Consider the following 26068-nt stretch of genomic DNA (forward strand, 5'->3'; position numbering starts at 1 on the left):
CGCGGACTTCGGGGTCAGTCCCTCGCGGTCACGCCGGCTTCCGCGGGACGCCAGCCCCGCAGGCGGGCCCGGGAGAAGGCGAAGCCTCCCCAGAGGACGGCGAGCACCGCGGCGGAGCCGAGGAGGACGAAGAGGAAGGCCCGGCCGGTGGCCCGGTCGGCGGCGGAGGTGTCCCGCACGGTCACGGGATCCGCGTCGCGCCCGGCCGCGACGGCCGCACCGGAGTCGCCGAGGACCGTGGTGACCGCGGCGTAGGGGTCCAACTGCGGGATGTCGGCCGGGTAGGCGGTGGCGGTCAGACGGTGGACGACGTCCTCGGGCTTCTCGCCCGGGTAGGCCGAGCGGACCGCGGCGACGGCCCCGGCCGCGTACGCGGCGGCCACCGAGGCGCCGTCGCCGAGGTAGTGGCCGTCACCGCGCGGGCCCACGGAGACCACCCCGGCGCCGGGGGCGACCAGGTCGATGCCGCTGGTGGGCAGGGCGCCGTCCGGTCGGACGCCCCCCGGAAGCATGTCGGCGACCGAGACGACGCCGGGTTCGCCGGCCGGCCAGTAGGTGCGGGACGGGATCTCGTCGGTGCCGTTCCTGGGCGGATCCGGGGTGGCCGCGGCGACCACCACCGCGCCGGCCTTGCGGGCTTCGGCCACCGCCCGGGTCAGCTCCGCGTCCCTGAGCGGCAGGGCCACCGCGACCGCTATCACGTCGGCACGGGCCGCGGTCGCCTCACGCACCGCCTCCGCGACCAGGGCGGCGCTCGCCTGCCCGCGCGGTTCGGTCCCGCGCAGGGCCAGGATCTTCGCCTCCGGGGCGACCCCGGCGAGACGCGGGTTGTCCCCGCCGGTCCCGGCGATCAGTCCGGCCAGGAAGGTGCCGTGCCCGACGCAGTCGTCACCGGCCGCCCCCGGGGCAGAGATCCGGCCGCCGAGCCCGGTGGCATCGGGGGCGGCCCCCGTGTCGATCAGTGCGACGGTCACGCCCGCACCGGTGCTCATGCCGTGCAGCCGGTCCAGGTCGAGGCGCTGGCGGGACCAGTCCTGCTTCTTCGCCGTCGCCCGCGAGGCGGGGGTACAGCCCGCCTCGGCGTCCCCGGGGTCGAGTGCGGACGGCATGCCCGGCAGTTCCTGCCCCTTCTCCCCGTCGGCCGTCGGCACGCGCGGGAGGGAAGGAGCCGCCAGGGCGGGAACGGCGGCGGGCAGCAGCAGCACGGCGGCGAGGCCGGTGCCGGACAGCAGGCGGGCGACCCCGCGGGCCGGCGGCCTCACCGGGGGGCCACCTTCGGTGCGGCGGCTGTGACGTCCTCGGGACGGAGTATGCGCAGGTCGTCCAGGGTGGGTGAGGCGAGCGAGCTGAGCCGTCCCGCCTGACGGGTGACCATCGACTCCACCACCTGACGGGCCAGGCGGGCGTTGCCGAAGGACCGGTCCCGGGGCAGGGAGTCGAAGTACTCCCTGAGCAGCGGGCCGGTGCCCGGTCCGCACTCGTATCCCATGTTCGCGGCCTGGGCGCGCACGATCGTGACCAGTTCCTCGGAGGAGTAGTCGGCGAAGGAGATCCGGCGCGGGAAGCGGGACGCGAGACCCGGGTTGGAGCCGAGGAAGCGTTCCATCTCGTCGGTGTATCCGGCGACGATGACGACCACCTCGTCGCGGTGGTCCTCCATCAGCTTCAGCAGCGTGTCCACCGCCTCCTGTCCGAAGTCGGCGCCACCGCCGCGCGGGGTGAGGGTGTACGCCTCGTCGATGAACAGCACCCCGCCGCGGGCCCGTTCGAAGACCTCGCGGGTCAGCTGGGCGGTGTGGCCGATGTAGCGGCCGACCAGGTCCGCCCTTGCCGCCTCGACCATCTGGCCCCGCTCGAGGATGCCGAGCTGGGTCAGGACCTCGCCGTAGAGGCGGGCGACGGTGGTCTTGCCGGTGCCGGGCGGGCCGGTGAAGACCAGGTGGTTGCTGAGCGAGGGGACCGGCAGCCCTGCCGCGGCCCGGTGGCGGGCCGTGGTGATGAGGTTGACCAGGTCCGCGACCTCACGCTTCACCTCGGCCAGGCCGATCATGTCGCCGAGGCGGGTCAGCGGGTCGTCGCCCGGTACGGCGGTCTCGGCGGCGGCCGCGGTCACGGAGACGTCCTCGGGCAGCAGGAGGCGCAGATCGTGCTCGCTGACCTGCGGCTGCGTGGAGAGGCGGACCGCCTGACGGTCCACCATCTCCTCGAACACCCCGCGTGCGGCACGGCCGTTGCCGAAGCCGGCGTCCCGCGGCATCGCCTCGAAGTGCGTGGCGAGTGCCGCCGCGGTGCCCTCGCCCAGCTCGTACTGGTGCTGGGCGCACATGCTCTCCATGATCGCCACCAGGTCGGGAACCGAGTAGTTCTCGAACTCGACGGTCCGTGAGAAACGGGAAGCGAGACCCGGGTTGGAGCCGAGGAAGGATTCCATCTCATTGGAGTAGCCGGCCGCGACCACCACCACGTCGTCGCGGTGGTCCTCCATCAGCTTCAACAGCGTGTCCACCGCCTCGCGGCCGAAGTCGGCGCCGCCGTTGCCGCTGTCCGAGGCGAGCGTGTACGCCTCGTCGATGAACAGCACTCCCCCGAGCGCCCGTTGGAAGGTCTCGGTGGTCTTGATCGCCGTACCGCCGACGACCTGTGCGACCAGGTCGGCGCGAGAGACCTCCACCAGGTGCCCGCTGCGCAGCGAACCCAGCTCGGCCAGGATCGCCCCGAAGAGTCGGGCGACGGTGGTCTTGCCGGTGCCCGGCGGGCCCGCGAAGATCAGGTGCCTGCTCATCGGCGGTGCGGACATGCCGAGTTGTTCGCGGCGCTGGGCCAGCTGGGTCAGATTGACCAGGGTGCCCACCTGCTGCTTGACGTTCTCCAGGCCGATGAGCGCGTTGAGGGCGCCGAGCGGTCCGTCCGCGCGGTCCGGCGGGGGCGCGTCCGCGGCGCCCGAGCCCGCCGGGTCGGTGTTCTCGGCGCTGCCGGATCCCCAGGCGTCCCGCTTGCCGTTGCCCGTGCTGTTCAGGCCGTCCACGGCGAGCCGCTCGCCCGGCGCGGTCTGCACCAGGCCGGCGCCCTCGTTCTCCCGGGCGAGGCAGTTGACGAGCGAGACCGGGGCGGTGGACTCCACCCGGAAGCCGTCCAGGGTGCCGCCGGTCGCCTCGCAGCCGCTGAGCGAGCCGAGCGCGCCCTCGCGGAACAGGAAACCGTGGCTCCTGGGTGCGTGCACCGCCGTGCGGTTCGCGGTCAGTTCACCGCCCGCGGCGACGACCACGCCCTCCTCGCCGGTCGTCTCGACACGGAAGTCGCGGACGGTGACGTTGCCGCCGTCCTCCACGACCAGGCCGCTGGTGGCTGCGTCGGAGACCCCGCCACCGGCCAGGTAGAAGGTGCTGCCGGAGGCCACACGTACGCCCGCGCCCTTCGGCCGGACGATCTCGCAGTCCTCGGCGCGGCCCCGGGCGTCCCGGGTGGCCGCGATGCCGTCACCTGCGGGCTCCACGAGGCGGGCCCGGCGCAGCAGCGGGTTGGCGCCGCCCAGCACGGCGACCGCGGGCGAACCGCCGATCACCTCGAAGCGGTCCAGTTCCGCCGCCGAGTCCTCCTCCAGGAGCAGCCCCGCGCCGTCGCAGTCGCGGACCGTCAGTCCGGTCAGCGCCGGGGAGGCGGCCCCGGCGACCCGCAGCGCCGCGCCCTGCGCGCCGTCCACCCAGCAGTCCTCGAACGTGCCGCGCGACCGGTCGGTGACCAGCACGCCGTGGCCTCTGGTGCGCGAGACGCGGCAGCGGCGCAGCACCGGGTCGGTGCCCCCGGCCAGCGTGATCCCGTTCCCGGAGGCACCGGTGACGCGCACGTCCTCCAGCGTCGTACGGCCCGTGCTGCTCAGGTGCACGCCGGTGCTGGTGTCGTGCACCACGGTGCGGACGACCGAGACCGCGCAGTTCTCCTCCAGGGCGATGGAGGGCTTGTCGGTGGAGGAGATGTCGCAGTCCTCGACACTGCCACGGGTCTCGCCGTTGGCCAGCAGTCCGTTGCCGCGCGCGCCGCGCACCGTGCAGTCACGGATGCGCGCCTCGCCCTGCTCGGCGAGGACCAGACCGCTGGTGCCCAGGTGCTCCAGCGTGCAGGACTCCACGGTGGTGGGGGCGTTCGAGGTCACCACGATGCCCGCGCCCTGCGGGTTGCTCACCCGGCAGTCGCGCAGCGCGAGGGACCCGGTGCCGCCGGCCAGCATCGCGGTCCAGGCGGCACCGACTATCTCGCAGCCGTCGAACGCGGCCTGACCGCGCCGCACGTCCACCGCCGGCAGCTCGGCGTCACCGCCGCGCAGGGTCAACTCGGAGAGCATCACCGCGTCGGCGCGCAGCGCGACCACGCTGCCCGTACGCGGCCGGATCTCCACGGTGCCCCGGCCCTCGGCGGCGGTGAGGGTGACCCTGGTGTGGATGACGAGGTTCTCGGCGTACGTTCCGGGCCGGACGCTGATGAGCGCACCGGTGCGGGCGGCGGCGAGTGCCTCACCGATCGTCCGGTAGCGGTCCTGGGTTCCGGGACCGACCGACAGTACCTGGCGCGACACGCACCAACCTCCTTGCTACGGCGACGTCTACAGCGGGCGTCCCCCTCTACGCCGGGGACGCGTGTCGGGGAGCCGACGGTGCCATCATGCCTGGCCCCCGGGGCGTGCGGGTTCCGGGAGCGGCTCCCGGTGTCGGGGCGTCGCGGTCAGGTGCTCCATTTCTGGGCGTCGTTGCCCGTGCAGTTCAGGAGTTGCAGCCGCGCCCCGCTGTTCCGGTCGGCGTTCGCGATGTCGACGCACATGCCGACCGCGGTGTTGACCAGGTCGTGGCTGCCGTTCAGGGCGAACTTCTGGGCGATGTTGCCGTTGCACCAGGCGATCTGGATGGTGGTGCCGTTGCTGAAGTTCGCGCCGGCCACGTCCAGGCACTTGCCCTGGATGCGGATGGTGCCGTCGGAGGCGAACTGCCACTTCTGGGCCGGGGCGTTGTTGCAGTCCCACACGTGCAGCGCCTTGCCGTCACTGAAGTCATGGCCCGGTACGTCGATGCAGCGGCCCGAGAGATGGCTTCGGAAGGAGACGGGACCACTCAGGGTGACGGCCGGAGGGGCCTTCGCGGGCTTCTTCTTCACCACCGCGGCCTTCTCCCCGTCGCTCTTCTTCTCCGGCTGGGCCTTCGGCTTCGGGTCCTTCTTCGGCGCGTCCTCGTCCTCGTCGTCGTGCGCCGGAGGAACCACGGGGACCACCTTCGCCGGCTTCTCGGGCACGGTGGACTCCTTTCCGGCGTCGGCGGGCGCTCCGGGCTCGGAGGGTGTCACCGCGAACTCGCCCGGTGCCTCCTTCCCGCTGCCGGCGAGCACGGTCCCGGCAGAGGTCTTGGTCTGCTCGGGTTCGTCGTCGTCGTTCGCGACGAGCACGAGGAACGGCACGGTCACGAGCAGCACGCCCGCGATCGCCGCACCGGCCAGCACCGCCTTGCCCGGCCTGCCCACCGGCCCGGTCTGCTGGGGGCGGCCGATGGCGGTCGCGGTCATGGTCCGCACGAGCGCGGGCAACCGGCTCTGGGCGGCGGCAGCGGCACCGGGGTCGGCCTCGGGCTCGGAGCGGGTACCGGCCTCGGGGCCGGAAGGGGCATCCGGGTCGGGATCGGCCCCGGGAGCGGGCCGAACACCGGCGGAGGCTCCGGTGCCGGGCTCGGCGGCCTCGCCCTCTGCGGGTTCCGTGCCGGCCTCTCCACGCTTCTTCGCCGCCTCTCCGGCTGCGGCCTCGGCCTCCGGGCCCTGGGTCCCGGAGGCCGTCCCGGCCCTCGCCCAGCTCCTCGGTTCCGCCGGGCCGGAGCCCGTTTCGGCCTCGGGCGCCGACTCGGGCCCGGACTCGGGGCCTGCGAGGCCGGTGGGCGCGGTGGAGCGGGACGCCGCCGTGCCGGGTTCTGCGGGCGTGTTCGTGTCCTCGCCCACCTCGCCGGCGGACTCGGCGCGGGCTCTCGGGGAGGCGGGGGGCTGCTGGGGCGAACGAGTCACGGGGTCCTCCCTGTGGTGTGGGGCCAGGTTTCGGATGAGCTGCCGTCCGGGTGCGATGAAGAGTCCGTGGCCGGAGCAGCGCTGCCCACCGCCGCGTAGGAGGCGGCCTCGGCTCCCCCGTCCGCGGGCGACTTCTCCTCACCCGTCCGGCGGGCGGGGCCGGGCAGGCTGTCGGCCGGTACGAGAAGCGGGGCCGCGGCCCCGGCGTTGACCATCAGCAGGGTGCCAGGAGCGCTCAGCGAGTGGGCCAGTTCACGCGTAGGCAGCATGTCATGGTGAAGTGCCGCGGACATGAACTCGTGTACGGGCGAGGTGAACACCAGGACCACCGGAGCGCCGTCCCGACCCGGGGCCGTGAGCGGCCCGCCGTCGGGGCCGCGCACCACGGTGACGTCCGCCTCCGCGAGCTCCGCGAGGGCGGCCTCCACCGAGCCGTAACCGGTGGCGGCCCGCTGCGCCGCAGCGTCGACCGGATCGCTGGGCTCCGGCCAGCCGAGGACGCGTGCCGAAGGCCGGTACGCCGGGTTCGCACGGTATTCCCCGACGCCCCCGCCGCCGTCCGACCGCCACTCCCCGACCACGGCCCACTCCGGCGGCGTCAGTTCCGCCGCCCACTCCGGGTCCACCACCCCGATCCAGTGCCCCGGCGCCCGCAGGGCGGCCGCCTTCACTGCTTCGGGTATCGCCGAGTTCTCGGCGGGCGGGGTGTCGCCGGGTACGGAGCCGGGTGGCTGCGGGCCGGTGGCCGGTCCGGGTCCGGGGGCCTCGGGAACGACGAACCAGGCACCGTCACCGGCTTCTTGGCGTTCTCCGGGCCGCATCTCCACCTGAACTCTTGGGTCTGTACGAATTCTCGGGTGCCGAATCTCGGGTGCCGCCTACGTGCGCGCACGCCGAACTCTGATCAGATCGGGGAAGGAACAGGATGTCATACGAGCTCCGGGCATGGGTGTTTGCGGTACCTCCGCATCAGCCGCCCACGTGCCCGTTTACCGCCCGATCGGAGAACTTTCCGGGAGCAGTGAGGCACAGGAGGACAAAGTGACGGGAAGATTCCGGGTGACGGAACGCACGCCGTTCCCTGGACGGGTTACGTTGTGTACGCCATCGGCTTCTTCGACGTACAGCGCCTCACGGCCGGGACGTCCGGGCCGGGGCGCACGGGACCACCTCGCAGCCCGGCAGCCGGTCCGACCCGACGCGGCACCCGCCAACGCCCGTGGGGATGAACGACATTCATCCGGACCAACCGCTGTGCACCGACGGCTCCGCCCCGATGAGGAGTAACCGCATGCCTCCCCAGCAGCCCACCCCCGGCGCCAACGCGGCGGCCACCACCGCCCCCGGTGTACCCGAGGCCGCGTCCCCGGCCGGATCGGCCGCACCTGCTGCGTCTGCCGCATCTGCCGCATCTGCCGAGGAGACGCCGAGCACGGCCGCGGGCCCCGAGGCGGAGGCGGGGACCACACCGGCGAGCAGCACCGCCACCGTCCCGCCGCCCCCCGGCAGCACCGCCGAGGCGCCCGCCGAGGGCATCGGTGTGGCGTCCGCCGCCGCGACGGCACCGGACACCCGGACCGGCACGGGCGTCGACGGCGGGCGTCCCCGCACACCGATCCTGGCCGGGGCCGCCTTCCTCGGCGCCGCTCTGATCGCCATACCCCTGCTGCTGGTCGGGAGCGCGAACGACGACGGGAACGACAAGGGCCCCAAGAGCCCGGCGGGTGGTACCGACACCGTCCTGAACGCGAACGCCACGCCCGCGGACCTCGGCGACTACGTGGCCGGGAAGCCCAGTCCGTCCCCGAGCAAGGAGAAGCCGAAGAAGACCGTGGCCCCGGCGGCTCCGAAGCCCGTCGCGGTCGCGCCCGAGCCGAGCAGGACCGTCGAGAAGAAGCCCGAGCCCGCCCCCAAGCCCAAGGTGGCCCCGAAGCCGGACTGGACCACCGTGGCGGTCTCCGCACCCAGCGTCCTGGAGGTCAACCAGGCCTGGACCACCAACCGCATCAAGATGGTCATGCAGCCCGACGGCAACCTCGTGGTCCTCAACGAGGAGGGCAAGCCGATCTGGGCGGCCATGACCTTCGGTGCCAACCACCGGGCGATATTCCAGCCCGACGGCAACCTCGTCATCCACAACGGCGACGACAGGCCGATCTGGGCTTCCAAGACCCACGACCACCCGGGCGCCCAACTGGTCCTGCGGCCCGACGCCAAGGTGGTCGTCGTGGCCAACGGCGCGGTGATCTGGTCGACCTGACGCCGGCACCGGGCGGGAGGAACCCCTTCCGCCGGCCCCGGAGCCAACGCCGTTCGGAGCGGGGGCCGGACTTCCTGCTGCACGGCGTCCGGAGTACGGGCCCGGCAGGACTCGGCCGCCCAGCACCCTGGATTCTTTCAGCTCCGCGTAGGCGGTCAGCGAACGCCGCTCACCGTCCGGGCTCGTCCGGGGAGCCCGGCTCCCGGCGCCCGCGGCCCGTGGGCGCGGGCACGCCCTCGCGCAGGTCGGGCTCCGTGGCTGCGGCATCGGCGTACCAACGGCCGTACCGCCCGACCAGGGCTACGGCCGAGACGCCGTGCAGAAGCACGCTGAGGCCGACGGTGACCGCGACCACCCTGCCCACCAGTTCCATCCCGTGGACCTGCTCCTCCACCACGAGCAGCCCCAGCACGACGGACGCGAGGCCGCGCGGGCCGAACCATCCGAGGTACGCCACCGTCGGCGGCCGAAGCCCGCTCCCCACCAGCGAGACCGCCACCGGCACCATCCTGACGACGGTGAGGCTGAGTACGGCGTACAGCACGATCCGCCAGCTCAGGTGCTCCAGCGCCGGACCTAGCAGCACCGCCCCGAAGACCAGAAGGCTCAGCGACGCGAGGAGCCCGCCCAGGTTCTCGGCGAGATCAGCCGTGCGGTCCGGCTCCTTCTCGACGCCCGCACGGTGCCGGCGCAGGGCGAACCCGAAGGCGAATCCAGCGGCCCAGGCGGCGATGAACCCGCTGCCGTCCGTCACGACGGCGAGTTGGTACGACAGGACCGCGACAGCAACGGGGTAGGCCTGCCGCCACTCCCCCTCGACCCACCCCCTGGCCCGGCACCACTGCAGCAGCCGGCCGCCGAGCCCACCCACCAGCAGGCCCAGCGCGGTGCTCAGCAGAAGCGCGCGCCAGAAGACCCCCGTAGCGCCCTCTTCCGCGTAGTGCGTACCGGGAATGGCCGCCATGAAGAGGACGAAGAAGGGCAGCACCATGCCGTCGTTCAGGCCGCTTTCGACATTCAGCCCGTGACGCACCAGCGCGGGAACCCGGACATCGGAGATGGCGGTCTTCCCCAGGGCCGCGTCGGTGGGAGCCAGGACGGCGCCGACGAGTGCGAGCTCCCACACCGTCAGCCCCGGCAGCAGGGGCCAGGCGAGCAGCCAGCCCAGCCCGATGCTCAGCAGCAGTCCGACACCCAGCAGCCGACCGGGCAGGAACCCCCCGGTCGACAGGTCCCGCCCACGGATCGTCATGGCGTCGGTGAAGAGCACGAGCGTCAGGGTGAATTCGAGGAGCCCGGTGATCTGCGCGGGGTCGTCCCCCAGGTCGAAGAGGTCGAGGACAGCCGGCCCGAGGACGACCCCGGAGCCCACGAACACGATCGCCGACGACAGCGGCGTCGAGGACAGTCGGCGCGATCCCAACGCGTACGCAGCGGCCACCGCCGCGACCGCCACACCGATCCAGGCTCCACTGCTCACGTTCGGCCTTTCGAATCGACTCGCAGGACACTCCGGCGGGAAGCCGGCGCACGCGGCCCCGACGGCAGGCACCGCTGTGCGTGCGGACGCCGGTCGAACCCTTCTACACGTCGGTGAAGGGCAGCTCCCGGACGTCCCCGAGGACACGCCGGACGCCACCGGCCAAGTGGTGCGCGCCCGGTGACGGGGTTCACCGTCGCCGGGGCCGGACAGCTGTTGCGGCCGGCCGGCCGCTGCCCGGACGGGACCGCTCAGCGCGACACCTGGCCGGCTGACGCAACCCGTCTCGCTGCGTGCGGCCGTCGACGCCTCGCGCCGCGTAGGGAAAGGCCGACCCCACGTCGGCGGTGACGCCGGGATCGCGTGTCAGACCCTGGTGAGCCGGTCCACGAGCAACTCGACCCGCTGCGCGGCGTCTCCCGGCAGCAGCCGTCCTGCCCGGGTCAGGGTCGCGAGCCCGTGCAGGGCCGCCCAGAACACCTCGGTGAACAGCCCCGGGTCGACACCGTCCCCGGCGACCTCGCCCAAACTCTCCAACAGCGCGGCGAAGGCGTCCTTCAGCGGCTCCGGGGTGTCCTCCTGCGCGTACGCCAGGCCGCCGTCGAGCTGGAACAGGGCGTCGTAGACCGCCGGGTTGCGTGCGGCGAAGTCGAGGTAGGCACGGGCCAGCGCGGCGGCCCGGGGGCGCGGGCCGTCCGCGGCGCAGGTCGCGGCCCGCACCGTCGCGGCCAGTTCGGCGGCGCCCTCCAGGGCCACAGCGCCGATGATCTCGCGCTTGCCGCGGAAGTGGCTGTAGAGCACGGGCTGGCTGTACTCGATGCGCTCGGCGAGCCGACGCGTGGTGACCGCGTCCCAGCCGCTCTCCTCGGCGAGTTCGCGGGCCGTCGCCACGATGAGGCGCTCGCGGCCCGCCCGTTCACGCTCCTTGCGTTCCTGTACCGACACGATTCGATCCTAGCACCGCTAGACAATCGAGCGGTAGCAGCACCAACGTTGACCTGTCTTCTTCGGTCAGGCCGCCGAGGTCGAGGGACAGGGGGCCGGCGTCTGTGCCTCAGAGGTCCTGCAGGCGACTGCGCGGCGGCTGGTTCGAAGGTGTGGACAGGGCGTCCGCTGCTGCCTCGATGTCGACGTCGGCCTGGACCTTGCGGAACTGTTCGAGGGTTTCGAGTTCCTGCTCGGTGAAGCCGCCTTCGCTCAGACGAATGGCCTCTGCCAGGAACTGAACGGTCTGTCCGATGCGAACGGCGTCCTCCGCGGCGCCGCGGTGGAGCGAGCGGTAGGACGTAGCAGTGGGTCCCTGCCAGCCGGCCTCGATGCCGTCGACGATCTCGTCCATGTGCTTGACCTGCTTGCCAAGATACTCCCGCATGTCATCCAGATCGTCGTGCAGTTTTTTCAACTGCGACGAGGTGTAAGCGAGTTCGGGTTCTTCACCCATGCCGGCCCCCCACGTTCGAACCTGCATCGCAAGCTGGAGACAACCCTAACAACGGGACACACCTTCACAGGCAAGTGGCGTCACGCACCGCGCGCACCTCCATCGCCCCTGTCACAGAGGGCTGGCTGCAAAGGGGCAGACATATGGCCGACATGCGACCCGACGCCCGCACCGACCCCGCTCAGGTGATGAGTAGCATCGTTGGCGATTGCTTCCAGGGGGATCATCACCGTGCCGGACGAAGACCGCATCACTGTCAATTTCGCTACCTTGCAGCAGCTTTCGGGTGATCTGGAGGGTATTCTCCGCGTCCTCAACGAGAAGCTGGACACCTTGTACGAGCGGACCGCCAAAGCCGTGCTGAGCTGGGACGGCGAGGCGCGTGAGGCGTTCATCGACGAGCTGGACAAGTGGAGCCACTCCGCCGACGACCTCAAGGCAACCCAGGCCTGGCTCCATGAGGTCGTGGTGAAGGGCCACCTGAACTACGCCGCGGCCAACAGGTCCGTACTCGAAGGCTGGGGAGGCGGCGCCTGATGGGTACCCCCTCCCCACCAGCCCAGTCACCGGGCGGCGCGGGCACCATCGATGTCAAGCCGAGCGACCTCTGGTCGGTCTCCGGCCGGGTCGCCGCGCAACAGGAGTACCTCGTGCGCGGTGCCAACAAGCTTCTCGAAGAGCTGGGCAAGTATCCCGACGCAGGAGGCGCCGGCACCGAGGCCGAGAAATTCGCCCAGGCGTACAAGAAGATCGGAAATCGCTGGCTGGAGGTCTGGGGCCGGTCCGTACTCAGCGTCGGCGGCGTGGCAGTCGGGTTCACCGAGACGGCCAACGCCTACACCAGGGCTGACGCGGCGTCCCACCCCAAACCGGGGAAGACCGCCGAGCAGCGCCCGCGGCCCACGGTCATCGACAAGGCCCCGAACTTCGGCTCGGTACCCGACATCAAGTGGGGCGACGACGACGGCGGCGACGACATCCTGCGCGGCCTGATGGAGGGAATCCCCGAAATCGTCCGGGACGTCCTCCGGCCACTGTGCAAGAACGTGTTCCGGGTCGGAAGGGTGGCGGACGTCCACCCCTTCCCCCAGCAGCATTACCTGAACTCCCTGTGCCACAGCTGGATGAACGTGTCCATCACCGCGTCGCTAGGGGCGGACCAGCTCACTCAGGCCGTGGGCGCCATAACCAACTTGCAGCAGGCCGACTGGGAAGCCGCGATGCGGACCTTCTGCAGCGCCCTGTGGGGAGGGACGGCCTGGGGGCAGCAGCGGCACGGCTACCAGTGGGGACAGACCGCCAACTCAGGTCCGGGCACACCCCGGGTTCCCACGGGCAGTGAGCCGGTCCTGGCCGTGCTCAAGGACACGGCCGACGACATCGCCACCATCCTCCGCGAGTACGCGGAAGCCGCCGTCGATCTCAACCGAGACGTCGCGGACGAGCTCCAACTGGCCATGCTGAAGGCGGCCAAGGAGGTTCTCGAAGACCTGGCCAAGCCCAAGGGGCTTGGAGGCGTCCTCAGCTCCGCCGCAACAGTGATCGGCAAGGGCGCGGGCCTGGTCCTGTCGTTCGATGTCAAGACAGTGCTGAACATCGACACGGGCCGACTGAACGGAATCGTCGACAAGTACACCGGCATCCTGGGGGGCCTGACCACCCGGATAGAAACACTGAAGGGACCTCTGGACGAGGCGTACCGGAGCGCCCCCAAGTTCGAGGCCGGCATCGCCCGTGCGCACGGTTTCGGCACCAGGGCCCTGGACGAGTTCAAACACGAGCAACGGTGGACCGAAGCGCGCTCCAACGGCGATCACACCTTCGACCTGGCGAGCAACGAGTACCTGGGGGGCGGCCACACTCTGGACAAGCACGTCGGCAAGACCGACGAGCAACTCGCTCAACGCCTGCGCGACCAAGCCGACGACAACAACAACTGGCCCGAGCAACGCAAACCAACGATCGGCGGTTCGTCGTCCTTCGACAACATGGCCGCCGCGCAACGGTTGACGGAACACAACCTGCGGACGAAGCAGTCCCAGATCGACGCCTGGCTGGCCACCAATCCTGCGGAGGGGAAGACCCAGGCTTTCACGAGCCCGGCCCCCAACGGCGAGGTCAGCGGACGATATGTGTCCAAGCAACCCACTCCCGTGCCGGACGGGTCGGGCAATACCATCCCGGGGACCGGCTACAAGGACCACGGGCTCAACGCGCAGGCGATCGACGTGAAGAACGTGAATACGATCCTGAAGTACGATTCCAGACTCGATCCGCCCTATATCATCCTCACGTCCATGCCCGCCCCGTGACCGACTGACCGGAAGCCGAATGCCCCCCATCGACCGCACTGTCTGGGACACCACACTGGAACGGCTCCTCGACGACGTGTACACCTTCGCGATGACCGGGCCCCGACGGGACGACGACTGGGGGCGGGACGTCCTGGCCGTTATGGACCGGTCGGCCACCGACCCGCGAGGGTGGCGGACACTGGAGTGGCAGATCGACAAGGAGGGGCGTAAGAACGTGCGCCCTTCCTTTCCGTTTCTTCCGCTCACGGCCGAGCAGGTGCACGAGTGGACGTATCACGTCACGGCCTCCGCAGCCGCTGAGTTGCTTGCCTCTCTGACTCAGGAGTGGTTCTTCGAGGGTCGCCCTGTCCGGACGCGCGTCGACCGTGACGATGTGCTGGCCGACGCCCGGATGGTGCTCAGCCGGTTCGGTACCGACGCCGTCTTCCGTACCTCCTCGGAGCTGGCCCGGGCCTCCGCCTCGCCGGACTTCCTCGCCGATGACCTCGCCGGCGGTAGGGCCTTCACCGACTATGTGATGGATCTGGGGCTAATCGCCGTGAACTCGGACGAGGTCGGGATCTTCTGGTCGTTCAACGCGAACTGAGAACACGTACACGGGCCGGCGCCCACGCTGACGGGATCCGGGACGTGTCCCGACCGGGAAACGCCCTGGCACCCCTGCCGAGAAAGGCCAACGCCGCATGCCCGTCGACCAGAAGTCCTGGGAAGCGGCCGTACGCCACCTGTACGAGGACGCATACCCGTACGACGCCACCGGCCCACGCCGACACGAGGACTGGGTCCTTGATGTCATCACGCTGATGGCGCGGGTGCCGGACCCCCGCGGCTGGGCCGGTCTCGACGACGCGGCCCAGAACCCGGAGCGTGAGGCTTCTCCCACCTACCCCTTCGTTGCTCATCCGCCGGAGTACATCGCGAGGCGTCTCCAGGAGATCGACCGGGCCGGCGCCGAGAACCTGCTCCTTGCCCTCACGGACGACAGCTGCACCCTGTCCAACCTCAGGCGCTTCACGGAGAGCGAGGAGGAACTCCTGGCAATGGCGGAGACAATCCTTGCGCGTTACGGCGACGAGGCCATCTATCACACCAACATCAAAATGCCTGGTCACGTGCGCGGGACACTCGACTTCACATCGTCGAGCTGGGCGTACAGCCCGCTGAGCGTCTACTCGGAGGACTGCGGCCTGATCGTCGTCTCGGACACTGAGGTCGGCATGTTCTGGAACTTCGCCGACTACTGAACCCCTGCAACTGTACGAGCGCAGGCCCTGTGCCCAGCTGATTGAGAGGATGGCCTTGTGCTGACCCGTTCCGCCTCCTATCCCGACCGCGAGACCGCCCAATGGGCCACCCAGCAGGTGGTGACCGCCAACGAGCAGGCCGTCCATCGCTGGCTCGCACAGAACACCCGGGCCCGCCTCACTGTCGAGGCCGCCTGGCCGTCCCGTGGGGAGCCAGTGGGCCGGGTCCAGCTGGAGGGCGAACTGCTGGCAGGGCGCGGCCCCGTCGAGGTGCGCGCGGCACGCGTGGTGCTGCGCCGCGAGCCGGTAAGCCCGCTTGGCTTCGTCGTCCACGCGACCGTTCCGTTCTACCTGTAGGGGTCACACGCACATGTCCATGAAACCCCTCGAACACGACCGGCGGTACGGCGAGCTGGACCAGGTGATGCGCGCCTATCTGGGGCAGCCGGCCGACGACACCCCGGAGCGGCGCAGCCGCGCCCTGGACGCCTATCTCCGTCACACCTGGCACACCCGCCCCTCGGCCATCGCGGAGGCGGAGCGCCAGCTGCGTGAGTACAGCCGCAATCCTCCAGGCCGCATCCGGCAGGAGCTGGGCGAGTTCTACTCGATCCCGGACACCGGAAAGCCCCAGTCAGACATCGGCGACTGGCTGATGGTGCTGGCCTACCACCTGAGGAAGAGCATCGAGGAGGGCGACGTCCCGGAGCCATCAGTCCCGCAAACGCACTGGGAATGGCACGCGCGTTTCCCGGAGACCGCGCAACTGCTGGGCGGCTGGTTCTCCCAGGACATCGTCGACGAGTTCCCCGGCCACGACGCAGCGGTCGCCGACTACGCATACACCACAAACCCGCATTTGGTCGCCCGCCTCGTGGGTGAACTGCACGAGTTGCTCGCCCTGCCCTTGGACGAGGGGGACTACGCCCTGGCCGCCGCCGAACTAGGCATGGAGGTGGGCCCGCCCGAGCCGTTCTCCCACGGCGCCTGGTTCCAGTCGCTGGCTACGACGCTGTCCGGCAACTGATCCGGCTGGACGGCCGAGGGACGGGCGCTCCACAGCCGCAAGACAGCACGAACGTGGACAGCATCGCAAGGCACGCACACGGGGCGGCGCGCGCGACACCGGCAGTTTCCGAGCAGGCGGCTGACCTTCCTGTGCGGTGCGCCGAGGGTCATCCGGCGCCTCAGCACCGGGGTCGCCGTGTCCGGTGATTCCAGCTTGGGGTGCGCAGTCGGCAGGCGCGACAGAGGCCGTCCGAAAGCGCTTCGGACGGGCCTGGGCGACCACTTCCTCGGCCTACCCGAGGAGCGGATCGTCGACACCGCCGCAGGCGCTGCGGACGCCTGACCTCTTGGGTGAACCCGCAGGTCAGGCACCCTTTGCAGCAGGCTCCAGAATCGCCACGCACTCGACATGGTGGGTCATCGGGAACAGATCGAACGCCCGCAGCGTCCGCACCCGGTACCCCCCGTCCCGGAAGTACGCGATGTCCCGCGCCAGCGCCGCCGGGTCGCACGCCACGTACGCGATGCGGCGCGCCCCCAGCGCGACCAGCTGCTTGACCGTGGCCTTGCCCGCGCCCGCGCGCGGCGGGTCGAGGACGATCAGGTCGCACTCCGTGATGCCCGTGCGGGGCAGGACCTGGTCGACCTTGCCGTGCTCGACGCGGACCCGGTCCAGGTCCTTCAGGTTGTGCCGGGCGTCCTCGACCGCGCGCTTCCCGGACTCGATGCCCAGCACAGCGCCCTTCTCCCCGATCCGCTGGCCGATGGCTCCCGCGAAGAGGCCCACGCCGCAGTACAGGTCGAGCGCCGTGTCGTTCTTGCGGGGCAGCAGGCCCTGCATGACCGCCCGCACCAGCGTGTCCGCCGCCTGCGGGTGGACCTGCCAGAAGCCGCCCGAACCGACACGGTACGTACGGTCGTCGGCGCGCTCGCGTACGAAGGCGCGGCCGTGGACGCGGTGGACGCCGCCGTCCTTCTCGTCGACGCGCATCACGGAGACGGGCTTGTCCAGCTCGACCAGCGGGAGCCGGCCGCCCTCGCGCGGGGTCAGGATGACCTGGCGGTCGTGGGACCCGGTGGCCGCGATGGCCTCCACCGTGGCCATCTGCGGCCAGTCCTGCTTCTCGATGCCGAGCTCGGAGACACCGGGGGCGGCGATCATGCAGTGGTCGATCGGCTGGACCTCGTGCGAGCGGTGCTTGCGCAGTCCGACCAGGCCGTCCTGGTCGACCGCGTACTGGACGCGGGTACGCCAGGCCGGGACCTGGCCCGGGGGGAGCTTGTCGCCCTCGGCCGGCATGACCGTGCCGTCCCAGCCGGCCTCCTCGGGGGTGAGGCCCGCCAGGCGCTGGAGCTGCTCGGTGATCACCTCGCCCTTGAGGCGTCGCTGCGCGCCCGGCTTGGCGTGCTGCCAGTCGCAGCCGCCGCACTTGCCGGGTCCGGCGTACGGGCACGGGGCCGCGACCCGGTCCTTGGAGGCGTCGAGGACCGTGACCGCGTCGGCGCGCAGGAACCGGGAGTCGCTGTCGCCCTCGGTGACCCGCGCGACGACCTTCTCGCCGGGCAGGGTGTGCCGTACGAAGAGGACCTGGCCCTCATCGGTGCGGGCGATGCAGTGGCCGCCGTGGGCGACGGGGCCGATCTCGACCTCGTACTCCCGGCCGATCAGGGACTCCCCTGCCTGAGGTTCCCCGGGCTGCGACGACGTGGATTCGTTCTGCATGAGGGGGTGGCTCCAGAGATCAGGAAAAGCGGAAACGGCCGGACAACAGCCCACCAGTCTACGTGGGCGGAAGCCGGCCGCTCACCACGGGCGGAGCGTGGGGTCAGCCCTTGCGGGCGGGTTCCTTGGGCTGCCGCCGCTCCACGGGGCCGCGGCGCACCGAGCCGGGCGCGGTCCAGTCCGCTCGCCTCCTCGCGCGCAGCTTCGCCGCCTCGGAGGACTCCAGCTGGTAGGGCACGGAGGTCACCATGACGCCGGGGGTGAAGAGCAGCCGGCCCTTGAGCCGCAGCGCGCTCTGGTTGTGGAGCAGGTGCTCGTACCAGTGGCCGACCACGTACTCCGGGATGTACACGCTGATCACGTCGCGCGGCCGGTCCTTGCGCAGGCCCTTCACGTAGTCGATGACCGGGCGGGTCACCTCGCGGTACGGGGAGTCGAGGATCTTCAGCGGGATGTCGATACCGCGGCGTTCCCAGTCCTGCTTGAGCGCCTTCGTCTCCGCCTGGTCGACGCTGATGGAGAGCGCCTCCAACTGGTCGGAGCGCACCAGCTTCGCGTACGCGAGGGCGCGCAGCGTGGGCCGGTGCAGCTTGGACACCAGGACGATCGAGTGCACGCGCGAGGGGCGGATGCTGTCGTCGGGCCGGGTCTCCGGGGCAGCGATCTCCTCGGCGACCCGGTCGTAGTGCTTGCGGATCGCCGTCATCGTGCCGAAGAAGATGACCATGCCGAGCAGTGCCACCCAGGCGCCGTGGGTGAACTTCGTGGCCAGTACGACGACCAGGACCAGGCCGGTGAAGAACGCGCCGAAGGTGTTGATCGCCCGGGAGCGGACCATGTGCCGCCGTGCCGCGGGGTCCTTCTCGGTGCGCAGGTGGCGGTTCCAGTGCCGCACCATGCCGGTCTGGCTGAGCGTGAAGGAGACGAAGACCCCGACGATGTAGAGCTGGATGAGCCGGGTCGAGTCGGCGCCGTAGATCCAGACGAGCAGGATCGCGGCCCCGGCCAGCAGCACGATGCCGTTGGAAAAGGCCAGCCGGTCGCCGCGGGTGTGCAGCTGGCGCGGCAGGTAGCGGTCCTGGGCGAGGATCGAGCCGAGCAGCGGGAAGCCGTTGTACGCGGTGTTGGCGGCGAGGAAGAGCACCAGGGCGGTGGCAGCGGCGAGGAAGACGAAGAAGAACGTGCCGTCACCGAAGACCGCCGCCGCGACCTGGGAGATCACGGGGTCCTGGGTGAAGCTCGCGCCGACGGCGGCACCGTTGTGGATCAGGTCCTTCGCCGGGTTCTCGGCCATCTTCACGTCGGTGGCCATGGCGAGGCCGATGATGCCGCAGAACATGGTGACGGCCAGCAGGCCCATCGCCGCGAGGGTGGTCGCGGCGTTCTTGCTCTTCGGCTTGCGGAACGCGGGGACGCCGTTGCTGATCGCCTCGACGCCCGTGAGGGCCGCACAGCCGGAGGAGAAGGCGCGCAGCAGCAGGAAGACGAGGGCGAAGCCGGCCAGCCCCTGGTGCTCGGGCTTGATCTCGTAGTCCGAGGTGGGCGCGTGCATGGCGTCGCCGAGGACGATTCCCCGGAAGGCGCCCCAGAGGATCATGGCGAAGACGCCCGCCACGAAGAGGTACGTCGGGATGGCGAAGAGCTTGCCGGACTCCTTGACGCCGCGCAGGTTCATCAGCGTCAGCAGGACGATGGCCCCGATGGCGCAGATCGTCTTGTGCTCGATGACGAAGGGGATCGCGGAGCCGAGGTTCTCGACGCCCGAGGAGATCGACACGGCGACCGTGAGGACGTAGTCGACGAGGAGGGCGCTCGCGACGGTCAGACCGGCCTTCGGCCCGAGGTTGGTGTTGGCGACCTCGTAGTCACCGCCACCGCTCGGGTAGGCGCGCACGTTCTGCCGGTACGAGGCGACGACCGTGAACATCAGGACCACGACGGCGACCGCGATCCACGGGCTGAAGTGGTACGCCGACACGCCCGCGATGGACAGCACGAGGAGGACCTCTCCAGGTGCGTACGCCACCGAGGACAGCGGGTCGGACGCGAAGACGGGGAGCGCGATGCGCTTGGGGAGGAGCGTTTCCCCCAGCTTGTCGCTGCGCAGCGCCCGGCCGATCAGGATCCTTTTGGGCACGTCGGTCAGTTTGGACACGGTGAGGATCGTAAGCGCTGCCGGGACACGCCGCCGAGGCACCACCCCCTCCGCACTCCGAAAACCTTCATAATCAGCCGCACTCACCGGAAAAGTCCATGGAATCCTTAACGGAATCCTTGCGCCGCGGACGGGCGGCGACCTCTCGGCGGTGCCCCTTCGCCGGTCGGGCCGTGGGATACGCGCACTCGGATGAGGCGGTGGGGACCCCGCCGCATAAGCTCATGCACGGGCGACGCCGAAGGTGGTTGCCCCACTGTTTGCCCCGCAAGCTGAGAGAGAAGTGTGAGCAGGGTGTTTTCGCAGGTCATCCGGATGACCAGGACGGCGAGGTAGGCGCAAGGTGCACATCGTCATCATGGGCTGCGGGCGAGTCGGAGCCGCTCTCGCGCAGACCCTGGAGCAGCAGGGGCACACGGTCGCGGTGATCGACCAGGACCCCACGGCGTTCCGTCGCCTCGGGGCGGGGTTCGGCGGCCGGCGGGTCAGCGGGGTCGGTTTCGACCAGGACACCCTGCGCGAGGCGGGTATCGAGGAGGCCGGTGCGTTCGCAGCGGTCAGCAGCGGCGACAACTCCAACATCATCGCGGCCCGCGTGGCGCGCGAGATGTTCGGTATCGAGAACGTCGCGGCGCGCATCTACGACCCGAAGCGCGCCGAGGTCTACCAGCGTCTGGGCATCCCCACCGTCGCCACGGTCCGCTGGACGGCGGACCAGATGCTGCGGCGGCTGCTGCCGTCGGGCGCCGAGCCCCTGTGGCGCGACCCGAGCGGTGGTGTGCAGCTCGCGGAGGTGCACACCACGCCGTCGTGGATCGGCCACAAGATCAGCACGCTGCAGGAGGAGACCGGCGTCCGCGTCGCCTTCCTCACCCGTCTGGGCGAGGCCATACTGCCCACGTCGCAGACGGTCCTGCAGGAGGGCGATCTGGTCCACGTGATGATGCGTACGGACGAGATCGCGAAGGTCGAGGAGACCTTCGCCGAGGGTCCCGAGGAGGGCGGTCACTGATGCGCGTCGCGATTGCCGGGGCCGGTGCGGTGGGCCGTTCCATCGCGGCCGAGCTCCTGGAGAACGGGCACGAGGTGCTGCTGATCGACAAGGCGCCGACCGCCATCTCGGTGGAGCGGGTGCCGATGGCCGAGTGGCTCCTCGCGGACGCCTGCGAGATCACGTCGCTGGACGAGGCGGCGCTCCAGCGGTGCAACGTCGTGATCGCCTCGACGGGTGACGACAAGGTGAACCTGGTCGTGTCGCTGCTCGCGAAGACCGAGTACGGCGTCCCGAGGGTCGTCGCCCGGGTGAACAACCCGAAGAACGAGTGGTTGTTCAACGAGTCGTGGGGCGTCGACGTGGCGGTCTCCACTCCCCGTCTGATGTCCGCCCTGGTGGAGGAGGCGGTGAGTGTCGGCGATCTGGTCCGGCTGCTGCGCTTCAGCCACGGCGACGCCAACCTGGTCGAACTGACACTGCCCCCGGAGTCGGCGCTGGCCGGCATCAGGGTCGGCGATGTGGACTGGCCGGAGGACACCTCGCTCGTCACGATCATCCGCGGCACGCGGGTGCTGACACCGAGCCCCGAGGAGACCCTGGAGGCCGGTGACGAACTGCTGTTCGTGGCGGCCCAGGCGCGCGAGGAGCAGCTGGAGGACCTGCTGTCGGTGCGCCGCGAGCCGGAGGACGAGGACTGAGCCCGTCCGCGCGTAACGCGTGGGGCCCCGGACCGTGTTCACGGTCCGGGGCCCCACGCGTTAGTACGTCGTCCCGCGCGTCAGAGATCGGAGTTGCGGACCTCCGCGGTCCGGTCGGTCCGCGCGGCCTTGCGTGCCTTCTCGGCCTGCTCCTCCGCCTCCATCTCCGCGAACACGTCGATGGGCGGCGGCGCCTTGGCGAGGAAGACCCAGGTCAGATACACCGCGAGCAGGAACGGCGGGATCTTGAGCGCGACCAGTACCCAGCCGAGCTGGGCCGTGTCCGCCCACCAGTACAGCGGGAAGAGGATCGCGCACTTGGCGAGCAGGATCAGTCCCCAGGCGTAACTGGCCTTTGCGTACGCCTTCTTGCGGCCGGGGTTACGGGTGCGCCAGGAGAGGTTCTCCTTGAACACCGGGCCGAGGATCAGCCCGATCAGCGGCACCCCGGCCATCGTCGTGACGAGGTAGGCGAGGGCCAGCCCGAGCGTGTAGATCATGCCGGGCAGATAGAAGTCCTTGGCGTTGCCCGTCATCATCGCGAACACGACACCGAAGGCCACGCCGAAGACGCCGCTGAAGGCGTGCTTCACGGTGTCCCTGCGGACCAGGCGTACGACGACGAGGACGAGCGAGACCGCGAGTGCGGCAATCGCCGAGGCCTTCAGGTCCTTGTTGATGGTGAAGATCGTGACGAAGAGCAGCCCGGGCAGGACTGTCTCCACCATGCCGCGCACGCCACCGAAGGCCTCGAAGAGCGCGGCTTCCGTGACCGCCTTCGCCTCGGCGTCCTGCTGGTCGGTGCGGTGGGGCTGGTCCGTGTCGGACGTCGGCTTGTCGAGAGACGTCACCGGCTACTCCTTGCCGAGCGGTCGGAGTTCGTATTTGGGATTGAACAGCACCCGGCGGCCGTGACTCATGGCTACACGGCCCGACGCGATGAGCTTGCGGCCCGGTTCGATGCCGACGATGGAACGCCGGCCGAGCCAGACCACGTCGAGCGGCGCGGTGCCGTCGAAGAGCTCCGCCTCCAGGGCGGGCACTCCGGCGCGCGGACGCAGGGTGACCGTCCGCAAGGTACCAGTCACCTTCACGATCTGGCGGTCCGAGCATTCGGAGATGCGCGTGCAGCCCGAGGCGTGCGAGTCCTCCCGGAGCTCCTCGGACTCGAGGTCCTCCTGGGAGCTGGAAAGCCGGTCGAGCATGCGACGGAAGCGGCCGGACGGCCGTTCCGCCCTGCCGGGCTTCTCGAATCGGGGGACAGCGCTCATACCCGAAGGGTACCGGTCCCCCGTGGTAGGGGCCTGGAGGGGCCGGGCCACAGAAGTATCACCCGAAGGAGTGAACGCGCTCACTCCGGGACGGGCCGTCCGCGCTCGAAGCGATAGCCCATTCCCGGTTCGGTCACGAAGTGTCTGGGGTGAGAGGGGTCGGCCTCCAGCTTGCGGCGCAGCTGGGCCATGTAGACGCGCAGGTAGTTCGTCTCGGTGCCGTACGAGGGGCCCCAGACCTCCTGCAGCAGCTGCTTCTGGCTGACCAGGCGGCCCGCGTTGCGGACGAGGACCTCCAAGAGGTGCCACTCGGTGGGCGTGAGCCGCACGTCGCGGCCCGCGCGGTGCACCTTCTTGGCCGCCAGGTCGACGGTGAACCCCTCGGTCTCGACGACCACCAGGTCGTCCCCGCCGTCCGGGCCGACCGGCTCCGCACGTCGTACGGCCGCTCGCAGCCGGGCCAGCAGTTCGTCCATGCCGAAGGGCTTGGTGACGTAGTCGTCGGCGCCCGCGTCCAGGGCCTCGACCTTCTCGTCGGAGGTGTGGCGGGCGGAGAGCACGAGGATCGGGACGCGGGTCCAGCCGCGCAGCCCCCTGATCACCTCGACACCGTCCATGTCCGGGAGCCCGAGGTCGAGCACGACGACGTCGGGGTGGCGGGCCGCGGCGAGCTGCAGGGCCGTCGCTCCGTCGGGCGCCGCGTCCACCTCGTACTTGCGCGCCTTCAGGTTGATCACGAGGGCGCGCACGATCTGCGGCTCGTCGTCGACCACGAGGACCCTGGTCATCGTGGACCTGCCTTTCCGGGATACGTGTACGGGGAGGGGGGCGGCCCCGGGGACCTCATGGCGCGACCCGAGCTCATGACGCGACCTGTGCGGGCGGCACGGGGCCCGCACGTACCTGGCCGGGCGCCGCGGTGAGCGTGAGGACCATGGTGAGCCCGCCGCCGGGGGTGTCCTCGGCGTCCAGTGTGCCGCCCATGGACTCCACGAAGCCGCGGGCGACGGCGAGCCCGAGGCCGACGCCGGCACCGCGCGGAGCGTCACCGTACCGCTGGAAGGGCTCGAAGATGCGTTCCTTGGCATCGTCCGGGACGCCGCGGCCCCGGTCGGCCACCCGCAGCTCGACGCGTTCGCCGAGGGAGCTGGCGGCGACCGCGACGCGCTCACGGCCGGGGCTGTACTTGACCGCGTTCTCGACGATGTTGGCCACGGCCCGCTCCAGCAGCCCCGGATCCACCGCGACCATGGGCAGCGTCTCGGGGATGTCCAGGTCGACACTGCCCTCGGGTACGCCGCCGAGCGCCATCGGGACGACCTCGTCGAGGTCGATCTCGCGGATGAGCGGGGTGACGGTGCCGGTCTGCAGGCGCGACATGTCGAGCAGGTTGCCGACCAGGTGGTCCAGGCGATCGGCACCGTCCTCGATGGCCGCGAGGAACTCCGCCTCGTCGGCTTCGGACCAGGAGACGTCGTCGGAGCGCAGGGAGCTCACCGCGGCCTTGATGGCGGCCAGCGGGGTACGCAGGTCATGGCTGACGGCGGCGAGCAGCGCGGTCCTGATCCGGTTGCCCTCGGCCAGCCTCCTCGCGGCCTCGGCCTCTCCGACCAGTCGCTGCCGGTCGAGCACGACGGCCGCCTGCGCGGCGAACGCGCCGAGGACCCGGCGGTCCTCCGCGGGCAGCACGCGTCCGGAGAGCGCGAGAGCCATGTGGTCTCCGACGGGCATGTCCACATCGGCGTCGTCGGGGCGGGCCACCGGGGCGGGCCCGACTGATCCGGCGCAGGTCCAGGGGTCGACGTCGCTGCTGCGTTCCAGGAGCGCGACGGACTCCATGGCGAAGGTCTCACGGACCCGTTCCAGCAGGGCGTCCAGGGCCGTCTCGCCGCGCAGGACGCTTCCTGCGAGGGCGGAGAGGATCTCCGACTCGGCGCGGAGTCTGGCCGCCTGGTGCGTGCGTCGGGCAGCCAGGTCCACCACGGAGGCGACCGCCACCGCCACCGCGAAGAAGATCACGATGGCGACGAAGTTCTCCGGGTCCTGCACGGTCAGGGTGTGGGTGGGCGGCGTGAACCAGTAGTTCAGGAGCAGCGAGCCGGCGGCGGCCGAGGCCAGCGCGGGCGCCAGCCCCCCGAGCAGCGCGGCGGCGACCGTCAGGAAGAGGAAGAGCAGTACGTCGTTGGCGAGCCCCGGCCCGTTCTCCAGTCCGTGCAGGAGCAGGGTCAGGAGGGCCGGTCCCCCGACCCCGGCCAGCCAGCCCGAGATGATCCGGGCGCGGCTGAGCCGGGCGCCGCGCGCGATGGGCAGTCCGCGCCCCTTGGCCACCTCTTCGTGGGTGACGATGTGGACGTCCAGGTCGGGACCGGACTCGCGGGCGACGGTGGCGCCCACCCCGGGGCCGTAGACGTACTGCCAGGTCTTGCGCCGGCTCGAGCCGAGGACGATCTGGGTGGCGTTGACGCCCCGGGCGAACGCGAGCAGGGCGGAGGGTATGTCGTCGCCGATGACGTGGTGGAAAGTGCCCCCGAGGTCCTCGACGAGGGTGCGCTGGACCGCGAGCTCCTTGGGTGAGGCGGAGGTCAGTCCGTCGCTGCGGGCGATGTAGACGGCGAGGATCTCGCTGCCGGAGCCCTTGGCCGCCATCCGCGAGGCGCGGCGGATGAGGGTTCGGCCCTCGGGGCCGCCGGTCAGCCCGACGACGATGCGTTCGCGGGCCTGCCAGGGGGCGCTGATGTCGTGTTCGCCGCGGTACTGCTGGAGGTACTCGTCCACCCGGTCGGCGACCCAGAGGAGGGCCAGCTCGCGCAGGGCGGTGAGGTTGCCGGGGCGGAAGTAGTTGGACAGGGCGGCGTCGACCTTGTCGGACTGGTAGATGTTGCCGTGGGCCATCCGGCGTCGCAGCGCCTGTGGCGACATGTCGACGAGTTCGATCTGGTCGGCCCGCCGGGCGACCTCGTCGGGGATGGTCTCCTGCTGCCGCACACCGGTTATCGACTCGACGACGTCGCCGAGGGACTCCAGGTGCTGGATGTTGACGGTGGACACCACGTCGATGCCCGCCTTGAGGAGTTCCTCGACGTCCTGCCACCGCTTGGCGTTGCGGGAGCCGGGCACGTTCGTGTGCGCGAGCTCGTCCACGAGCGCGACGGCCGGCGCGCGTTCGAGGACGGCGTCGACGTCCATCTCGGAGAAGACGGCCGAGCGGTACTCGATGTCGCGGCGGCGGATCTGCTCCAGCCCGTGCAGCAGCACCTCGGTGCGGGGCCGGCCGTGGTGCTCCACGAACGCGACGACGCAGTCCGTGCCCCGCTCCACCCGGCGGTGGGCCTCGGACAGCATCGCGTGGGTCTTGCCCACACCGGGTGCCGCACCCAGGTAGATCCGAAGCTTGCCGCGTCCCATGGCCCCATTGTCTTCTCTGCAGCGGCTTCCGCCGACGCGGGAGC

22 protein-coding genes are annotated in these 26068 nt (G+C 70.8%); 9 read left to right on the forward strand and 13 right to left on the reverse strand.

Annotated elements, in window-relative coordinates:
* Nucleotides 1-14: 14 nt before the first annotated feature.
* From AB0I83_RS18835 to AB0I83_RS18850, 4 genes are all read right to left on the reverse strand, one after another.
* A complete protein-coding gene (locus AB0I83_RS18835) occupies nt 15-1262 on the reverse strand; it encodes a S8 family serine peptidase (protein ID WP_363305385.1) in 1248 nt (415 codons plus the stop codon).
* Nucleotides 1259-4570, reverse strand: a complete 3312-nt coding sequence (locus tag AB0I83_RS18840; RefSeq protein ID WP_363305386.1) for a right-handed parallel beta-helix repeat-containing protein — start codon at nt 4568-4570, stop codon at nt 1259-1261. Before AB0I83_RS18840 ends, AB0I83_RS18835 begins: the two co-directional genes overlap by 4 nt.
* A gap of 146 nt (nt 4571-4716) precedes the next feature.
* A complete protein-coding gene (locus AB0I83_RS18845; RefSeq protein ID WP_363305387.1) occupies nt 4717-6030 on the reverse strand; it encodes a ricin-type beta-trefoil lectin domain protein in 1314 nt (437 codons plus the stop codon).
* On the reverse strand, nt 6027-6851 hold the full coding sequence (locus AB0I83_RS18850) for a type VII secretion system-associated protein (protein ID WP_363305413.1): 825 nt from the start codon (nt 6849-6851) through the stop codon (nt 6027-6029). The genes AB0I83_RS18845 and AB0I83_RS18850 overlap by 4 nt, the downstream gene beginning before the upstream one ends.
* Nucleotides 6852-7321: 470 nt before the next feature.
* Here AB0I83_RS18850 and AB0I83_RS18855 point away from each other — a divergent pair, with 470 nt between their 5' ends.
* On the forward strand, nt 7322-8290 hold the full coding sequence (locus tag AB0I83_RS18855) for a mannose-binding protein (RefSeq protein ID WP_363305388.1): 969 nt from the start codon (nt 7322-7324) through the stop codon (nt 8288-8290).
* 169 nt (nt 8291-8459) lie between these two features.
* Here AB0I83_RS18855 and AB0I83_RS18860 read toward each other — a convergent pair whose 3' ends face one another.
* The 3 genes from AB0I83_RS18860 to AB0I83_RS18870 form a co-directional block, all read right to left on the reverse strand.
* Nucleotides 8460-9770, reverse strand: coding sequence for a cation:proton antiporter (locus AB0I83_RS18860; RefSeq protein WP_363305389.1), 1311 nt, complete (start codon nt 9768-9770; stop codon nt 8460-8462).
* Between the two features lie 366 nt (nt 9771-10136).
* Nucleotides 10137-10715, reverse strand: coding sequence for a TetR/AcrR family transcriptional regulator (locus AB0I83_RS18865; RefSeq protein ID WP_363305390.1), 579 nt, complete (start codon nt 10713-10715; stop codon nt 10137-10139).
* A 109-nt stretch (nt 10716-10824) separates the two neighbouring features.
* Nucleotides 10825-11211 carry a WXG100 family type VII secretion target gene (locus tag AB0I83_RS18870; RefSeq protein ID WP_363305391.1) on the reverse strand — a complete coding sequence of 129 codons (387 nt, stop codon included), beginning with the start codon at nt 11209-11211 and terminating at the stop codon, nt 10825-10827.
* Between the two features lie 231 nt (nt 11212-11442).
* Between AB0I83_RS18870 and AB0I83_RS18875 the strand changes: the two genes are divergently transcribed.
* From AB0I83_RS18875 to AB0I83_RS18900, 6 genes are all read left to right on the forward strand, one after another.
* Entirely contained in the window at nt 11443-11748 is a 306-nt protein-coding gene (locus tag AB0I83_RS18875) for a WXG100 family type VII secretion target (RefSeq protein ID WP_363305414.1), read from the forward strand.
* Nucleotides 11748-13523, forward strand: a complete 1776-nt coding sequence (locus tag AB0I83_RS18880) for an RNase A-like domain-containing protein (protein WP_363305392.1) — start codon at nt 11748-11750, stop codon at nt 13521-13523. The genes AB0I83_RS18875 and AB0I83_RS18880 overlap by 1 nt, the downstream gene beginning before the upstream one ends.
* Before the next feature lie 19 nt (nt 13524-13542).
* Complete coding sequence (locus tag AB0I83_RS18885) at nt 13543-14112, forward strand: hypothetical protein (RefSeq protein WP_363305393.1); 570 nt, start codon at nt 13543-13545, stop codon at nt 14110-14112.
* A 97-nt stretch (nt 14113-14209) separates the two neighbouring features.
* Nucleotides 14210-14770, forward strand: coding sequence for a hypothetical protein (locus AB0I83_RS18890; protein ID WP_363305394.1), 561 nt, complete (start codon nt 14210-14212; stop codon nt 14768-14770).
* Between the two features lie 57 nt (nt 14771-14827).
* On the forward strand, nt 14828-15127 hold the full coding sequence (locus tag AB0I83_RS18895; RefSeq protein WP_363305395.1) for an RNase A-like domain-containing protein: 300 nt from the start codon (nt 14828-14830) through the stop codon (nt 15125-15127).
* A 13-nt stretch (nt 15128-15140) separates the two neighbouring features.
* A complete protein-coding gene (locus AB0I83_RS18900) occupies nt 15141-15797 on the forward strand; it encodes a contact-dependent growth inhibition system immunity protein (RefSeq protein ID WP_363305396.1) in 657 nt (218 codons plus the stop codon).
* Between the two features lie 345 nt (nt 15798-16142).
* Here AB0I83_RS18900 and AB0I83_RS18905 read toward each other — a convergent pair whose 3' ends face one another.
* Nucleotides 16143-17501 (reverse strand): class I SAM-dependent RNA methyltransferase, encoded by a 1359-nt coding sequence (locus tag AB0I83_RS18905; RefSeq protein WP_363305398.1) that lies wholly within the window; start codon nt 17499-17501, stop codon nt 16143-16145.
* A 103-nt stretch (nt 17502-17604) separates the two neighbouring features.
* Nucleotides 17605-19656: an APC family permease gene (locus AB0I83_RS18910; protein ID WP_356530561.1), complete on the reverse strand. Its 2052-nt coding sequence runs from the start codon at nt 19654-19656 to the stop codon at nt 17605-17607.
* Nucleotides 19657-19999: 343 nt separating this feature from the next.
* Between AB0I83_RS18910 and AB0I83_RS18915 the strand changes: the two genes are divergently transcribed.
* Both AB0I83_RS18915 and AB0I83_RS18920 read left to right on the forward strand, forming a co-directional pair.
* Nucleotides 20000-20668, forward strand: coding sequence for a TrkA family potassium uptake protein (locus AB0I83_RS18915; RefSeq protein ID WP_356530559.1), 669 nt, complete (start codon nt 20000-20002; stop codon nt 20666-20668).
* Nucleotides 20668-21348, forward strand: coding sequence for a TrkA family potassium uptake protein (locus AB0I83_RS18920; protein WP_356530558.1), 681 nt, complete (start codon nt 20668-20670; stop codon nt 21346-21348). The genes AB0I83_RS18915 and AB0I83_RS18920 overlap by 1 nt, the downstream gene beginning before the upstream one ends.
* 80 nt (nt 21349-21428) lie before the next feature.
* Here the strand turns inward: AB0I83_RS18920 and AB0I83_RS18925 are convergent, their stop codons facing one another.
* The 4 genes from AB0I83_RS18925 to AB0I83_RS18940 form a co-directional block, all read right to left on the reverse strand.
* Nucleotides 21429-22199 carry a DUF3159 domain-containing protein gene (locus AB0I83_RS18925; RefSeq protein ID WP_363305399.1) on the reverse strand — a complete coding sequence of 257 codons (771 nt, stop codon included), beginning with the start codon at nt 22197-22199 and terminating at the stop codon, nt 21429-21431.
* A 3-nt stretch (nt 22200-22202) separates the two neighbouring features.
* Entirely contained in the window at nt 22203-22619 is a 417-nt protein-coding gene (locus tag AB0I83_RS18930) for an OB-fold nucleic acid binding domain-containing protein (RefSeq protein WP_356530555.1), read from the reverse strand.
* An 80-nt stretch (nt 22620-22699) separates the two neighbouring features.
* The gene (locus AB0I83_RS18935) at nt 22700-23407 is read right to left on the reverse strand and encodes a response regulator (RefSeq protein WP_356530554.1); all 708 of its coding nucleotides are present in this window, start codon (nt 23405-23407) and stop codon (nt 22700-22702) included.
* A gap of 73 nt (nt 23408-23480) precedes the next feature.
* Nucleotides 23481-26024: a DUF4118 domain-containing protein gene (locus AB0I83_RS18940; RefSeq protein WP_363305401.1), complete on the reverse strand. Its 2544-nt coding sequence runs from the start codon at nt 26022-26024 to the stop codon at nt 23481-23483.
* Nucleotides 26025-26068 lie beyond the last annotated feature (44 nt).

Source organism: Streptomyces sp. NPDC049970 (assembly GCF_040660235.1).
Classification (GTDB): domain Bacteria; phylum Actinomycetota; class Actinomycetes; order Streptomycetales; family Streptomycetaceae; genus Streptomyces.

Coding starts and splice junctions, on each gene's coding strand:
- AB0I83_RS18850 (WP_363305413.1), bottom strand. CDS start 6,851: ATGCGGCCCGGAGAACGCCAAGAAGCCGGTGACGGTGCCTGGTTCGTC.
- AB0I83_RS18855 (WP_363305388.1), top strand. CDS start 7,322: ATGCCTCCCCAGCAGCCCACCCCCGGCGCCAACGCGGCGGCCACCACC.
- AB0I83_RS18870 (WP_363305391.1), bottom strand. CDS start 11,211: ATGGGTGAAGAACCCGAACTCGCTTACACCTCGTCGCAGTTGAAAAAA.
- AB0I83_RS18880 (WP_363305392.1), top strand. CDS start 11,748: ATGGGTACCCCCTCCCCACCAGCCCAGTCACCGGGCGGCGCGGGCACC.
- AB0I83_RS18885 (WP_363305393.1), top strand. CDS start 13,543: ATGCCCCCCATCGACCGCACTGTCTGGGACACCACACTGGAACGGCTC.
- AB0I83_RS18890 (WP_363305394.1), top strand. CDS start 14,210: ATGCCCGTCGACCAGAAGTCCTGGGAAGCGGCCGTACGCCACCTGTAC.
- AB0I83_RS18900 (WP_363305396.1), top strand. CDS start 15,141: ATGTCCATGAAACCCCTCGAACACGACCGGCGGTACGGCGAGCTGGAC.
- AB0I83_RS18905 (WP_363305398.1), bottom strand. CDS start 17,501: ATGCAGAACGAATCCACGTCGTCGCAGCCCGGGGAACCTCAGGCAGGG.
- AB0I83_RS18920 (WP_356530558.1), top strand. CDS start 20,668: ATGCGCGTCGCGATTGCCGGGGCCGGTGCGGTGGGCCGTTCCATCGCG.
- AB0I83_RS18930 (WP_356530555.1), bottom strand. CDS start 22,619: ATGAGCGCTGTCCCCCGATTCGAGAAGCCCGGCAGGGCGGAACGGCCG.
- AB0I83_RS18935 (WP_356530554.1), bottom strand. CDS start 23,407: ATGACCAGGGTCCTCGTGGTCGACGACGAGCCGCAGATCGTGCGCGCC.
- AB0I83_RS18940 (WP_363305401.1), bottom strand. CDS start 26,024: ATGGGACGCGGCAAGCTTCGGATCTACCTGGGTGCGGCACCCGGTGTG.